11 protein-coding genes are annotated in these 13,628 nt (G+C 64.0%); 7 read left to right on the forward strand and 4 right to left on the reverse strand.

Annotated features, from left to right (window positions below; all coding sequences use genetic code 11):
- Positions 1–16 precede the first annotated feature (16 nt).
- Complete coding sequence (locus tag FJ970_RS11360) at positions 17–1,615, reverse strand: DUF2778 domain-containing protein (RefSeq protein WP_140759395.1); 1,599 nt, start codon at positions 1,613–1,615, stop codon at positions 17–19.
- Between the two features lie 527 nt (positions 1,616–2,142).
- Here FJ970_RS11360 and FJ970_RS11365 point away from each other — a divergent pair.
- From FJ970_RS11365 to FJ970_RS11380, 4 genes are all read left to right on the forward strand, one after another.
- Positions 2,143–3,012 (forward strand): protein-L-isoaspartate O-methyltransferase family protein, encoded by an 870-nt coding sequence (locus FJ970_RS11365; RefSeq protein ID WP_140759397.1) that lies wholly within the window; start codon positions 2,143–2,145, stop codon positions 3,010–3,012.
- 51 nt (positions 3,013–3,063) lie between these two features.
- Positions 3,064–5,766: a hypothetical protein gene (locus FJ970_RS11370; protein WP_140759399.1), complete on the forward strand. Its 2,703-nt coding sequence runs from the start codon at positions 3,064–3,066 to the stop codon at positions 5,764–5,766.
- The gene (locus FJ970_RS11375) at positions 5,766–6,698 is read left to right on the forward strand and encodes a hypothetical protein (RefSeq protein ID WP_140759401.1); all 933 of its coding nucleotides are present in this window, start codon (positions 5,766–5,768) and stop codon (positions 6,696–6,698) included. The genes FJ970_RS11370 and FJ970_RS11375 overlap by 1 nt, the downstream gene beginning before the upstream one ends.
- Before the next feature lie 84 nt (positions 6,699–6,782).
- Positions 6,783–7,061 carry a hypothetical protein gene (locus FJ970_RS11380; protein ID WP_140759403.1) on the forward strand — a complete coding sequence of 93 codons (279 nt, stop codon included), beginning with the start codon at positions 6,783–6,785 and terminating at the stop codon, positions 7,059–7,061.
- Positions 7,062–7,131: 70 nt separating this feature from the next.
- Here the strand turns inward: FJ970_RS11380 and FJ970_RS11385 are convergent, their stop codons facing one another.
- The gene (locus tag FJ970_RS11385) at positions 7,132–8,388 is read right to left on the reverse strand and encodes a hypothetical protein (RefSeq protein WP_140759405.1); all 1,257 of its coding nucleotides are present in this window, start codon (positions 8,386–8,388) and stop codon (positions 7,132–7,134) included.
- A gap of 146 nt (positions 8,389–8,534) precedes the next feature.
- Here FJ970_RS11385 and FJ970_RS11390 point away from each other — a divergent pair, with 146 nt between their 5' ends.
- Positions 8,535–9,638, forward strand: a complete 1,104-nt coding sequence (locus FJ970_RS11390; RefSeq protein ID WP_140759407.1) for a CapA family protein — start codon at positions 8,535–8,537, stop codon at positions 9,636–9,638.
- 196 nt (positions 9,639–9,834) lie between these two features.
- The gene (locus FJ970_RS11395; protein WP_140759409.1) at positions 9,835–10,806 is read left to right on the forward strand and encodes a DUF3137 domain-containing protein; all 972 of its coding nucleotides are present in this window, start codon (positions 9,835–9,837) and stop codon (positions 10,804–10,806) included.
- Between the two features lie 15 nt (positions 10,807–10,821).
- Here the strand turns inward: FJ970_RS11395 and FJ970_RS11400 are convergent, their stop codons facing one another.
- Positions 10,822–11,316 carry a YegJ family protein gene (locus FJ970_RS11400; protein ID WP_140759411.1) on the reverse strand — a complete coding sequence of 165 codons (495 nt, stop codon included), beginning with the start codon at positions 11,314–11,316 and terminating at the stop codon, positions 10,822–10,824.
- Between the two features lie 286 nt (positions 11,317–11,602).
- On the reverse strand, positions 11,603–11,794 hold the full coding sequence (locus FJ970_RS11405) for a hypothetical protein (protein WP_140759413.1): 192 nt from the start codon (positions 11,792–11,794) through the stop codon (positions 11,603–11,605).
- A 194-nt stretch (positions 11,795–11,988) separates the two neighbouring features.
- Between FJ970_RS11405 and FJ970_RS11410 the strand changes: the two genes are divergently transcribed.
- Positions 11,989–13,611: an FAD-binding oxidoreductase gene (locus tag FJ970_RS11410; RefSeq protein WP_140759415.1), complete on the forward strand. Its 1,623-nt coding sequence runs from the start codon at positions 11,989–11,991 to the stop codon at positions 13,609–13,611.
- The last annotated feature ends 17 nt before the right edge of the window (positions 13,612–13,628 follow it).

Raw genomic sequence — 13,628 nt, forward strand, 5'->3', positions numbered from 1 at the left:
CACTTGCTCGCAGGGCTCAGGCGCCGCGCGCGTTGTCCGCCACGCGGGTCGGCGATCCGTTCAGGCGCGGCACCACGACGAGGCGAGTGACCTTGCCCTTCTTGAAGGCGGCGAGGAAGCGGGCATAGTCCCTGAAGACGACACAGCCATTGGATTCGGCGCGGCCGCCGCGCAGCATATAGGTGTGCGCGAGCAGGCCGGTGCGGTTGTATTTGTTGCCGCCGCTCGTCGGTGTCAGGCGGATGGCCTCGACGCCGTGGAAGCGCGATTCACGTAGCGACAGATTGTAGGTGTTGGGTGGTGTCGGGCCGCGATCCTTCACGTCGACGTAGCGCGGCTGGTCGACCATGGCGCCAAGGCCGGAATGCGCCTCGAGCCGCTGGCCGTCGGGCATGTAGACGGTCTTGGCGCTGATGTCGTAGACGGCGACGCCATGGCCGGCGCCGCTTCCGGCGGTCGGCCCGTTGAACAGATTCCTGAACGCCTGGCCGAGGCCGCCCGAGGGCGTGTCCGGCTTGGCATAGGCCAGCACGTCGCCACCATCGCGGGTCCGGCCTTGCCGGGCCGGCTGCCTGGCTTGCTGGACGGGCTTCGGCTGAGGCGCCGGCTTCTCCTGCAAAGTCTTGGGCTGTGCGACCGGCTTGTCCTCTTCCACGACGCTGCGCTGCTGCGGCGCGTCATATTGCGGGCGGCGGGTCGGCAGCGGCACATCGTCGGTGAGCGCATCCGGCAGCGAGGCGGCGTCGCCGGGCTTTTCCTGCTGGGTCTCGACCGGCGCAACCGCGACATCGGGCGAGGATTCGGTCATCGGCAGCGGCGAGGCGAAGGCTTCGTCCTCGATAGGCATCGACTCGACCAGGGCAAGCGCCAGCTGCGCGTTATCGGGCGTTTCCGGCTGGGCAAAGCCCATCGGCGCCGGTGCGGTCTGCACGACCGAACCCATATCGCCGCGGGCGAAGCGTTCCGCCGCCGGAGCCGGCATGTCCTTGGACAGGCTGGCCATGACCTGGACGGACGGCACGAGAGACGCCTCGGTGACCTGGGGCGCGGCGCTGGAAATCACGGGACGGGTGCTGGCGGCGGTCGCCGGCTTTCCCGCGCCGGCAAAGGCAGCGGCGAGCTTTGTCGGCGACAGCGACGCTTCCATCAGTTCGAAGCGCTGCTGCGATTTCGACTTCGCCGGCGTTGGCTTGGCCTGTGCCACCAGGCGCCCGGATTTCTCCGCCTTGGAGGTTACCGCCGCCAGCCTGAAGCAACTGGCGCCGCACTGTACGGCATGGTCGTGCAGCGCTTGCGCGCCGCCATGGGCATTGGCCATGACGAAGGGCGCGGAAGAGCTGAGGAAATGCTGTTTCAGCGGATCGGCGAGAGCGAGCGTGCCCGGCATCGACAGCGTCTGCGGCAGGCCGATCGACGTCGCCGAGAGCGAGGCGCCGACGGAACTGAGGCCGGCCATGGTGCCGATCAGCCATAGGCCGACGGCAGCGCTGACGCCCGGCACCGCGATCCAGCGGACAACCCGTTCAGGGGTGAAGGATGAGGCGCGTGGCGCTTCGACAGCGGTCTCGCCGCTCCAACGCCTGTCCCCGACAATTTTACGACTCAAAAACGCCATGCAACCAATCTTGCTCCAATCGGCTCCCACGTCCGCGGCTGTGATAGCCGCGACGACCATTCTGTGAGTGATCCCAGGTGGTCCCCGACGCGTTTGCCGCGCCTGTCGTTAGTTGCCGATTGCTTCAAAATATGGACAAAGTTGGTTAACCAATCCCTCTCAAAACCAATGGAGAGACGTGGACTTTGTGCCGAAAAAGGCTCGTCCACGACCATGCACGCGGTATTGCAGCCCTTCCAAGGCTGTTTTGCTGCCTGTTTTTGCCTGCCGAGTCAAGCAAAACAGCCTTTGCTAATCTTCGCAAAAAGACGCCTAAGCGCTTCCCGCGGCAATGAGGCACGCCAATGCGCGTCGGCCGCGCCGCTGCGAACGCCACCGGGTGCCTGCAAATACTGTTGCCGTCCTGCCACAATTCTTCGGCCTGAAGGATCGCCTCCCGGCGGCCGGTTGACTCGTTTTGGGAGGCGGTGCACTCCGGTCAAGTGCTTGGTTTTAAGGTGGCAAAAGCCACTTTTGGAGGCTTTTCCATGAAGCGTCGGGACTTCTTGGCGCTGTCGGCGGGAGCTGCGGCGTTTTCCATTCTCCCGGCCGCCGTCAAGGCCGCCGTGCCGGTTCCCTATGACCGCAATGCAGAGGTGCCGTTCAAGGACAAGAAATCGTTCATCGACTGGATGGTGGCCAATCGCGGCGAGGATCCGAAGTTGCTGGCGGAACGGTTCGACCGCTTCCAGATCATGGTCTACAACAAGGATGTGCTGGACGACCGCAACAAGCGCGCCTTCCTACTGACGCCGCGCGAGGAGTTCGTGCTGCCGCAGAATCTGGGCCGCGCCTATGATCATGCCTTCCTCGACATCGGTTATGGCGTGACGATTTCAGGCCCGCATCTGGTTGGGCGCATGACGACCTCCATCGACGTGCAGTTCGGCGAAACCGTGCTCGAGATCGGCACCGGATCGGGCTACCAGTCGGCCTACCTCGCCAACCTCACCGACAAGGTGCACACGATCGAGATCATCAATCCTCTGGCGCAGCGCACCCGCGGCACCTATGACGGGCTGATCGATCGCGGCTACAGCGAATTCGGCTCGGTCACCAGCCGCAATGCCGATGGCTATTATGGCTGGGAGAGCGTCGGCCCGTTCGACAAGATCATCGTCACCTGCGGCATCGACCATATTCCGCCATCGCTGCTGCAGCAGCTCAAGCCCAATGGCGTGATGGTCATTCCGGTCGGTCCGCCGGGGGCTCAGCATGTGCTCAAGGTGATCAAGCAGCAGCTTGCGGATGGCACGTTCAACATCGTCCGCTCCGACATCTATAACGGCAAGGTGGTGCCTTTCGTGCCCTTCACCAAGCTGGAAGGCGACCAGATCGTCGGTACGCATAACGGCTGAGTTGCCGCGCGGCGGCACCGGCCTTGCTGAATTTCGCATCAAGGGGCCTGAATGGCAGCCGTCGCATCGATCTCTCGACCAGGCATCGCGCCGCTGGAGGCGCCACGGCTTGCGCACTATCTCGCGGTCGGGCTGATCGCCGGCGCCATCATCGCCCTGCAGATCGCCGTCATGCGCGTGTTCGCCGTGGGCAGCTGGTCGCATTTCGGCTCGCTGGTGGTGAGCCTCGCCATGCTTGGTTTCTCCTTGTCCAGCGTCGTGATCTTCGCCGGCAAGGATTGGTTCGACCGCCACTGGCAAGGCGCGGCAACGGTGGCCCTGCTGCTGATCGGCCCGCTCGCCGTCGGCGCCAACCTCGCCGCCCAGACGGTGCCGTTCAATGCCATCTTCCTGGTCTCCGACCCCCAGCAGAAGTGGCGGCTGCTCGCCAATTTCCTGCTCTATCTCCTGCCGTTCCTGGCCGGCGCCTTCTTCCTCGGCATCGTCTTCCTGAAGAGCCGCACCGCCTTCGGCCGCGTCTATTTCGCCGACCTGACCGGCTCGGGACTTGCCGGCCTCGTCGTGCTGGTGTCGCTGTATCTGTTCGCGCCTGAAACCATCATCGTCGTGCCGCTGCTTTTGTGGGCCGCCGGCTCGCTCTTGTGGTTCGCCGCGTTCGGCGCCTGGAAGAGTTTTGTCGCGGGCGTGGCCGTCGCGGCGCTGTCGATATCAGGCTACCTCATGCTGCCCGAGCTCACGGGCATACCCGACATCGCCGTCTCGCAATACAAGGGCGTCGCCTATGCCCGCAACTTCCCGGACGGCAAGCGCATCTACCGCAGCGTCTCGCCGTTCGGCGACCTGCAGGTCTATGCCAGCTCCTACATGCACTTCGCGCCGGGCCTGAGTGACAACGCCGCCTTCGGCATGCCCGAGGTTCCGGCCAATACCTATGTCGGCATGTATCGCGACGGCGACGGGCCGGAAGGCATCATGCGCAACCTGGCGCCGGCCGAGCAGGTCTATTTCCGCTATCTGCCGATGCACTACCCCTATGTCATCAAGGAGAAGCCCAAGACATTCGTCGTGCAGTTCGGCGGCGGCATCTCCACGCAGGCCGCGCTCAACGCCGGTTCGATATCGGTGACCGTCGCCGAAAGCAACCCGGCGACGTTGCGGGCCTTCCGCGATCCGACCCTCAGGGATGTGACCGGCAACATACTGGCCGAGCCGCGGCTCAAGGTGATCGATTATGACGGGCGCCTGTTCCTCGCCAACACGGCCGAGCGCTACGACGTCATCGATCTCAGCCTCGCCGACAGCGTCGGCCTGTCCAATCCCGGCGGCTTCGCCATTTCGGAGAAATACGCCTACACGCGCGAGGCAATGCTGAGCTATATGCGCGCGCTTGCCGATGGCGGCGTGCTGTCGATCACCTTGTGGAACAAGGAAGAGCCGCCGAAATCGGTGCTCAAGCTTTATTCGACCGTCGCCGAAGCGGCGAAAACATTCGACCGCGAAGGTGCGGCCAACGACATCTTCGCGGTGTCGAGCTATCTCTCCACCACGACCGTGCTGTTCAAGCGCGGCGGCTTCACCGAGGCCGAAATCAAGACGCTGCGCGGCTACACCAAATCGATGTCCTGGGAGGAGGTCTATTATCCAGGAATAATTTATGACGGCTCGGGGACGCAAAAAGTACTCGATGATTACCGCGCCTCGATCTTCGGCAGCGGACAGGACGCGACGCTGACGCAGCCCGCCGATGCGTCGACACCCGCCGACCCCACCGCGCCTGCAAATCCTGACTGCGACCCGACGGCGCCGGCCGATCCGACGCTCGATGCCTGCGCCGGTGTTGGCGGCGATGCCGGCCCGCAGGTGTTGCCGGCGACGGAACTGCAGCGCATGACCTGGCACGCGCTTCTGACCGGCGGCTGGGAAAAGCTCGCCAGCGATTATGTCTTCGACGCGCGTGCGCTGAGCAACGATCAACCCTATTTCGCGGCCTATGTGAAGATCGCCGACCTGCCGCGCACGCTCGACCGGCTCGACCTGTTCCAGGACGACTGGGGCTATCTCCTGATCTGGGCGACGCTCGGCATCGCCTGCATCACTGCGGCGTCGCTGGTGCTGCTGCCGGTGATCTTCGGCTGGCGCATCGTGTTCTCGCGCTCGCGCGGCAAGCTTGGCACCATCCTCTATTTCGCCTGCCTCGGCCTCGGCTACATCATGGTCGAGGTCGGGCTGATCAGCCGCTTTACCGTGGCGCTGGCCAATCCGACCGTTTCGGCCTCGGTGCTGATCTCCTCGATGCTGGTGTTCTCGGGTCTCGGCAGCCTGTTCGCCGAGCGCATCTTCGACCGCGCCAGGACACTGCTGCCGGCGGTGCTGCTGGCGGTCTGCGCGCTGCTGCTGGTCTACGGGTTCTATCTGTCGCCGGTGCTCGACCAGATCGGCGCCTATCCCTATGCCGTGCGGCTGCTACTGTGCTTCCTGCTGGTGTCGCCGCCGGCCTTCCTGATGGGCATGCCGATGGCCACCGCCATGACCTGGCTGGCGCGGCTCGGCAAGGAGCATCTGTTCGTCTGGGCCTGGGGCATCAATGGCTGTTTCTCGGTGATCGGCTCCGCCGCCGTGCCGATCGTCGCCACCAGCTTCGGGCTCAGCGCCGTGCTGCAATGGTCGGCAATCGCCTATCTCATCGCCATTCCGGCGTTCTTTGCCGTGCTCCTGCCATCGAAGGCGCCGGCTCTCCGGGTGGTGGCCGCCTGATGCCGGACCGGCGCGCCATCGTCGCCGGACTGCTGGCCACGGCGGCGTTTCCGGTGGCAAGTCAGGGCGCGCGCTTGCACAAGGCCATCTCGACCATCGTGCCGTTCAAGGCGTCGCCCTTTCCGTACCGGGGCAAGCTGCCCGACGGTTCCGCGGCGTTTCTCGACGTCGAAGCGAATGGCCGCCACGGCCACACGTCGGCGCGCGGGGGAATTTATTGGGAAGACGAGACCTATTGTGACCGCTCTACGCTGCTCGCGATTCCCAAGGGGTTCGATGCCGCCAAGCCCGCTGTCATCGTGGTGTTCTTCCACGGCAATGGCGCGACCTTGCAGCGCGACGTGGTCGGGCGCCAGCGGGTCGTCGCGCAGGTCGAGGCTTCAGGCCTCAACGCCGTGCTGATGGCGCCGCAATTTGCCCGCGACGCGCAGGATTCCAGCGCCGGCAATTTCTGGACGCCGGGCTATTTTGCCAAGTTCATGGCCGAGGCGGCGCAAGGCCTGGCCAGGCTGACCGGCGCAAAGGCGGCAAAATTCGAGGCCATGCCGGTGGTGCTGGTCGCCTACAGCGGCGGCTATAATCCGGCTGCTTCCGTACTTGGGAACGGCGACATTGGCGGCCGCCTGCTCGGCGTCGTCCTGCTCGACGCCGTCTTCGACGAAGCCGACATCTTCGCCGACTGGATCGCGCATCACAGCAAGAGTTTCTTCGTCAGCGCCTATGGCAAATCGTCGGCCTCCGGCAATGCCGAGATAAGGCAGGCGCTGGCAGACAAGGGCATCAACGCCAGCGCCGACCCGCCGCGGCGTCTGGAAGCCGGCACTGTTGCCCTGCTCGCCTCGGACGCCGCCCACGACAGCTTCGTCACCAAGGCATTCGTGAACAATCCGCTGCAATGGCTGCTGGCCCGGCTGCACGGGTTCGCGCGTTAGGACCTGTCGATGTCAGGCCCGCCCCGCGCTGATTCCGTGAGCTTGGCCCTTGAAAGGTCTGGTTTTGAAGCTTAGTGCCCGGCCATGCTTCTGACTGTTATCGTCATTGCCCAGATACTGGACCCGCTCAGGATCGTGCTGGTCGCGATCGCCTACTTCCTCAGCCGGTTGGCCGGTCGGCCGGGGGCGGGTTGGCTTGGATTGGTGGCGGCGATTGTCGTGATCGCTATCGGCTATCCCTCGGCGATCCTTGGCCAGTCCGGCGATATCGCCTGGATGAGTGGTGCGGTCGGCGTGATATCGAACGCGCTCATAGCAGCAGTCATGGCCGGGCTCCTGCGGCTCCAACGCCGGTTCTTCTGATCGTCGGCGCTAGGATCTGCGCCTCGTCGCTTCGCTCCTTGCTACGCCCTGGGATGGCGACGGCGCGGTCTCAGTTGAACCACAGCGCGAACGTCAAAAACCCGCCGCCGCCGAACTCGCGCTGGATCTGATCGAAATCCTCGCTGGTCAGGATCTTGCCGGTTTCGAGGTAAGGCGCGATGCCGGGGCCGGTGATCGACAGCACGAGGTCGAAGGGCTTCGGCTCGTCGAAGAAGCGCTTCATGTTGATGCCCTTGCCGGTGATGCGGAAGTGCGGCAGCAGCGCCCGGCCTTCCAGGAGGTCCTCGGCCATGGTCAGGGTGGCGAGCCATGCCTGGACCTGCTCCTCGCCGACTTCGAGGCCGGTGAGCGGGTTTTCGCCCTTCTGCTGCGGACCGGGCAGCCATTCGCGGTCATTGTCGGTCTCGGCGCGGATCGCCTTCCAGTCCTCGCGCGACAGCCGGATCATTTCGAGCAGCTCCTGGCGCGCCGCCTTGCGGCGCTCCGGCTCGACCACCGGCCAGTTGATGAGGTGCACCATCGAGATGAAATCGGCGATGCGCCATTCCGAGGAGAAGATGCTCGAGCCCATCTCGCTTGGCGGCGGCACGAGGATGTCCTGCAATGGCAGCTTGGCGCGCGGAAAAAGCATGTGGAACGAGCCGTCGAACGTGCCTTTGAAATCATGCGCAAGCCAGAAATCGGCCTGCGCCATCAGGAAGTCGGCATAGCCCTGCAGCCAATAGCCGTCGGCGCGGTCGAAGCGGAAGGTGAGCGCGGGCGCGGTGCCGTCCGGCGCCATGCCGCCGCGCGACAGCGCGGCCATGATCGCCGCCATGCTTTCATCCGGCGCGATCGTGCCGTCCTCGTTGAGGTCGATGCCAACATGGGTGAGGTCGATGACCATGCCGATATCGGCATCGGCAGGCACCGAACCCAGTGTCGCGGCGGATTTTCCCAGCCGGTCGCGGAAGGCGACCAGTATGGCGCGGAACTCTTCGTAGGTCAGCGGCTCGGGTTTGGGATTGGGCGGCACCGGCAGCTGCATCAGCGGCAGCATGAAGGATTGCGGGCTCTCGAAACCATGGCGGTGCAGGCCGCTGGCCAGCAATTCCAGCGCGGTGAAGAATTCGCCGGCGCCGGCGGCATAGGCGGACGCCGGATCCTTCGGCGCGGCCGCTTCCAGGGTAGACAGGGCGCTGTCGCGCGCGGCCACGGTCCTTGCTTCGAACAGAGCGGTTGCCGCTTCCGGCATGGCGGCCGATGCGGACGACAGTGGCACGAGCAGAATGAAAGCCGATGCCAGCAGGCTTGCCATTCGTGTCATCTTTTGCCTCCCATTTGTCGGCAGCGACCATACACGGATTTACGACGTCGCGCCTGCCAGCGCCGAAGCGCTGTCCACATCGCGATTGCCGACGGCTTCAACCTGCCCGCTGGACAGTCTAAACAAGGCAAACGATTGGGCGTGCCGTGTCGAACTATCCGCTCTCCTACAAACTGTCCTGGCTGCCGCGCTTCCTCAAACCGTCGCTCGCCGGTGATGCCACAGGGTTTGCGCCGGCATCGGGGACGCTGATGGATACGCCACCAGGACAGACGGTGCGGCTGGCCTTCATCGGCGACATCTCGGCGGTGGCCAACCGGAGCGCGCCCGACTGCGATCCGGCGATCAAGGCGCTGCTGGGCACGGCCGATCTGGTGATCGGCAATTGTGAAAGCCCTGTTGTCGGCAGGCCGAGCGCCGTCCTGGGAACCAAGCTCGGCACGCATCATGCGATGAGCGAACGCTTTCTGGCGGAGACGCTGGCGGCGGTCGGGATACGGCGCGAAGAACTGGTGCTGTCGCTGGCCAACAATCATGTGCTCGACCAGGGCGTCGCCGGTTTCGACGCGACGGTGGCGGCGCTGAAGCGGCTCGATATCGGCGTGATCGGCCTGGCCGCCAATGGTCCGGTCGAACGCTTCGCGGCCGGGCCGCTCGCCATCGGCTTCGCCGCTTTCACGCTCTGGCGCAACGCCGACGAAAGCCTGTTTGCCGGGCGCGTCGCGATGGACAGCGATCCGACGGACTGGCCGCGCGAGGCGAGTGCTGGGGTAGACCTGCTTTGTGCCGTGCCGCATTGGGATTGGGAATTCCGCCATTTTCCGCGCGCCGGAACACGGGCGCTGGCTCAGCGGCTGGCCGGCCAGGGCGTTGGGCTGATCGCCGGCCATCACGCGCATGTCGTGCAGCCGGTAGAGCGGATTGGGGAGACAGTCGTCGCCTATGGGCTCGGCGATTTCCTCGGCACCGCTTTCGCCCGCCAGCCATGGCCGGGGCGGATCGGCGGGATCTTCGTGGTCGATGTGAGTGCAGATGCCGATACGCGCGGCAGGGTCGCCGCCTATCGGCTGCATCCATTCATGCGGCTACGCGTGGGCGACCATGAGCGGCTGGTGTCGGTGGAGGAATTGGACGTGTCGATGCGGCAAAAAATCGAGGGCCGGCTGGGAGCGGTTTTCCCTTCTCCCCTTGTGGGAGAAGGTGGATCGGCGCGCAGCGCCGAGACGGATGAGGGGTGCGTGACGGAATGAGACGTTGGCGATCTTTCCACTAGGCAGGCAAAATCGGAAATCGGGCGTTGCCAAGCTGGAACACCCCTCAACCGTCTCGGCGCTATCGCGCCGATCCACCTTCTCCCACAAGGGGAGAAGGAGGTCGCGCTTGCTGTCTCCGGCTAGCGTCATTCCGACAAAACTGGCTATCATGCGGCAACACTGGCGGCGGGGGATGGCGATGGAAAATTTCATGCCGGGCGCGGATGCCGTCGCAGCCATCAAGAAGGACATCGAGACCTACGAAGCGACAAGGGCCTCGGTGGCGCGCGGGGTCAAGTGGCGCGTGCCGTTGTTCATTGGCCTGGTGGTCGTGTTCGTCGCTCTCATTGCCTGGCTGTTCAACAAGGTCGCCGATCCCAACGAGCAATGGTTCTCGACGCCGCACGTATTTCTCTATGTCATCGGCTTCGTGGTGGCGATCATGCTCTATTTCAGGGCAGTCAGGCCGGCGGCGAGGCTGCGGCAATCGTTTCGCCAGACGCTGATGCCGATCATCTTCGGCTTCATTGGAGATATGCGCTACCAACAAGGCGTGACGCCGCATTCCTTCGACCGATTGCCGCGTGAGACGGTCGGCGGTTTCACCATGAGCCGCTTCGACGACATCATCTCCGGACGCTATGACGGATTTGCCTTCGAACTGTACGAAGCCGATCTTTGGGACGGAGGCGCCACCAAGAACAAGGCCACCACGTTCAAGGGTGTCGTCGTCGCTTTCGAGGCCATCGAGCCGTTTCCTGGAATATTGGTGGCGGCGCGACGTGCCAGTGGCGTCATCGGCTTTTTCCGCGGCATGTTCGCGACCAGGATGCAGGAACTGCCGTCCGGCGTGCCTGAGCTTGACGCCGCCTACGAGTTCCGCACCGACAATGTCGAGGCGGCACGGCCGCTGGTGACCGGCCGGCTGGCGCAGGCGCTGAAATGGCTCGGCGAAACCTGGCCGGACGAGCCGGCGCGTGTCGCGCTCAACGGCGGCGACGGTTTTCTGCTCCTGCCGCAACCGAAGAACTTCTTCGAACTGCCTGATATTTCGGTGCCGCTGGACTACCAGACCCATGTCGCGCCGATGATCTCGGACATGGGCGCCATGCTGGCGACGGCGGCCTTGGTGAGGAAGATCGGCGCGAGGGATGGGGCGATTTGACAGGCCGAAGCAGGCTCAGCAGTCGAAGCCGTATTTGCCACGCATATAGTCCGCCTCTTCCTTGGACGTTCTCTTGAACATCACACAGACGGTGAAGCTGCCGACCTGGTGGCCGTCCCTGGTGTACCCCCAGTCAGAAATATCGTCGCGCGTGAATTCGATATTCTGGCCGAGCACGACGTTGTGCACTTCCTCCGGTTCGTTCGCCAATATGCCGACAAATCCTGTCTCCGTGCGACGGAAGGGAATGACCCAGAAGTGTTCGGTGACGTTGCCGTCCCGCACCTTGACCTTCAGCTTGAACCTGTCCGTGCCGGACGGAGGTGTTTCGGACAAGGCCAGGAATTCATCCAGGCTGGCGAGCGCCCGCGCGGTCGCCGCCGCCATGTCGGGATCATCAGGAGCAAAGATCATCGTCTTGTCGTCACCCGGATCGGCGCCTTGCGCGCCAGCCAGGCCGGGCAAAAACGCCAGCATCAGGGATAGTGTGGTCCGGACGGCGATTCTCATGAAGTCCCCCCTTACTACAAGGCGACACCATCCGGCATTCGCTTCGATTTTGCAACCTGAGCGCGAAATTCATCTCTGCGGCTGGCAGGCTAGAGCCGGCGCACGACATAAAACGTGTATCGATGAAAAAATCGAAGTCCTGTTTCGTGATACGGCCGGGAAGGGATTGCGGCGGCCGCGTGATCGCCGACGGCGCGAGCCGCAATCCGTCAAACGACTCATTTCGCGCGCAGAAAGCCTTACATGAGGGTAGGGCAAGCGGTCGCTATCGGGGGCTTAGAGGCTATTATGTCGGAATTAAGCCGATGATTTCCTTTGCGAAAATACACCCAACGTGATTTGCGGCCAGTGCGCTTTCCGCCCCAGTCTCGGGCCGTTCGGTGCTGCTCTCTCCCAAGCGGTACCGGAAAACCGAAACAGCACGGAGTGCTATGGCGGTGATGGTCGACGACAAGACCGGCATGGTGACGTCGATCAAGAAGGCCTCGTAGAGACCGCCGACCGGACTTTTGAGACCCTGCTCCAATCTGGCCGGTTCCTTCGGGGATCGGCCATTTTCATTAGCTTGGACACTCCCCGTCAGGCGACGACGGTGGCGAAACGCCGTTCCGGCAGCGTCGCCATGGTTTTTGCCAAAAGGCCGCGCTATTCCTTGGCTGACCGGGGATCCGCATGGCCGAGGAACAAAAGGGGTTTCGCCTGTCGCGGCGGCTGCTGCTGGGCGCGGCTGCCTTCGGCGGAGCCGTGCTCTGGGGCGGCACCACCGTGGCGCGGCTGGCGCGAGGCCCGTCAGGGCCGAAGAACACCGGGCGCATCGCCGATATAGACGGCATCGCACTGCCGATGAAGCCGATCGCCAGCCCGCCGGCCTTCGATCCGTCGCTGCCCTGGCTGGCAAAAGGCGGCGACATCAACGATGCCAGCGGCCTGTCGAGGACGCCGGTCTATGGCGTGGTCGAGGTCAATGAGGAAGAGCACATCGCCAGGGCGCTGGCTTTCGCGCGCGCCACCGGGCTGAAAGTGTCGCTGGCGGCGATCCGCCATTCGATGGGCGGGCATGCCTTCGACGACAATGCGCTGGTTCTCGACCTCAGAAAGTTCAACAAGATCACGGTCGACGCCGCGGCCAAGACAATGACCTTGCAGCCGGGCGCGTGCTGGCACGACATCCAGAACATGCTGCACCCGCGTTTCGCGGTGAAGGCGATGCAATCAACCGACATTTTTTCGGTCGGCGGTTCGCTGTCGGTGAACGCGCATGGCATGGACCACCGGGCGGGTTCGGTGGCAGGCTCGATCCGCTCCATGCGCGTGATGCTGGCCGACGGGTCGGTGACCACCTGCTCGCCAGCCGACAACGGCGAGCTGTTCCGCCATGTCGTCGGCGGCTACGGCCTGTTCGGCGTGGTGCTGGAGGCGACGCTCGATATCGTCGACAATGCCGTCTACCGCACCTCGCGCGAGATCATCAAATCCGACGATTTCCCGGAATTCTTTGCCGAGGTGCTGGACCCGAACAAGGACATCGGCCTGTTCTACGGCCATCTGTCGACGGCGCCGGGCAATTTCCTCGAGGACATGATCGTCTACCGCTACGACAAGGTCGCCGAGCAGCCGCCGGCCGACCAGCTGGCGCTCGGTGAACCCGATGGCGTCGGCCTGAAGCGGGTGATCATGAACATGGCCAAATGGGGCAGCGCGTTCCAGGAACTGAAGTGGTTCACTGAAAAGACGCTGGAGCCGAAATTCGAGAGCTGTACGGTGCCGCGTACCTCCGCGCTTGCCGAGGGCGAGGCCTGTCTCGTCACCCGCAACAACCCGATGCACGATTCGGTGCCGTATCTGTTCAACGACCTCATGAACGAGACCGACATACTGCACGAATATTTTATTCCTCGCGCCGCCTATGTCGAGTTCATCGCCGAAGCGCGCGAGATCCTGCGCAACCAGGATCTGCCGGTGCTCAACGCTTCGGTGCGCATCGTCCACAAGGAGGACGTGGCGCTGACCTATGCGCCGGAGCCGGCCTATTCGCTGGTGCTGTATATCAATCAGCCGGCCGATGCCGATGGCAATGCCAGGATGCGGGCGCTGACGCGGGCGCTGATCGACGCGACGATCAAGCATGGCGGCCGCTTCTTCCTGCCCTACCAGCTGCACTACACGGCCAAGGAGCTGCTGGCGTCCTATCCCGAGCTGCCCGCCTTCCTGGCGGCAAAGCGGCGCTATGACCCGACGGAACTGTTTTCCTCGACCTTCTACCGTGCCATCAAGGCGCTGAGCGGGACGGCTTAGCAGTTGGAGGAGAATTC

The organism is Mesorhizobium sp. B2-1-8 (genome assembly GCF_006442545.2).
Taxonomy (GTDB): Bacteria; Pseudomonadota; Alphaproteobacteria; order Rhizobiales; family Rhizobiaceae; genus Mesorhizobium.

Bases quoted from the DNA above. Each gene is read 5' to 3' on its own strand.
- FJ970_RS11360 (WP_140759395.1), bottom strand. From the start codon at position 1,615: ATGGCGTTTTTGAGTCGTAAAATTGTCGGGGACAGGCGTTGGAGCGGC.
- FJ970_RS11365 (WP_140759397.1), top strand. From the start codon at position 2,143: ATGAAGCGTCGGGACTTCTTGGCGCTGTCGGCGGGAGCTGCGGCGTTT.
- FJ970_RS11370 (WP_140759399.1), top strand. From the start codon at position 3,064: ATGGCAGCCGTCGCATCGATCTCTCGACCAGGCATCGCGCCGCTGGAG.
- FJ970_RS11375 (WP_140759401.1), top strand. From the start codon at position 5,766: ATGCCGGACCGGCGCGCCATCGTCGCCGGACTGCTGGCCACGGCGGCG.
- FJ970_RS11380 (WP_140759403.1), top strand. From the start codon at position 6,783: ATGCTTCTGACTGTTATCGTCATTGCCCAGATACTGGACCCGCTCAGG.
- FJ970_RS11385 (WP_140759405.1), bottom strand. From the start codon at position 8,388: ATGACACGAATGGCAAGCCTGCTGGCATCGGCTTTCATTCTGCTCGTG.
- FJ970_RS11395 (WP_140759409.1), top strand. From the start codon at position 9,835: ATGGCGATGGAAAATTTCATGCCGGGCGCGGATGCCGTCGCAGCCATC.
- FJ970_RS11400 (WP_140759411.1), bottom strand. From the start codon at position 11,316: ATGAGAATCGCCGTCCGGACCACACTATCCCTGATGCTGGCGTTTTTG.
- FJ970_RS11410 (WP_140759415.1), top strand. From the start codon at position 11,989: ATGGCCGAGGAACAAAAGGGGTTTCGCCTGTCGCGGCGGCTGCTGCTG.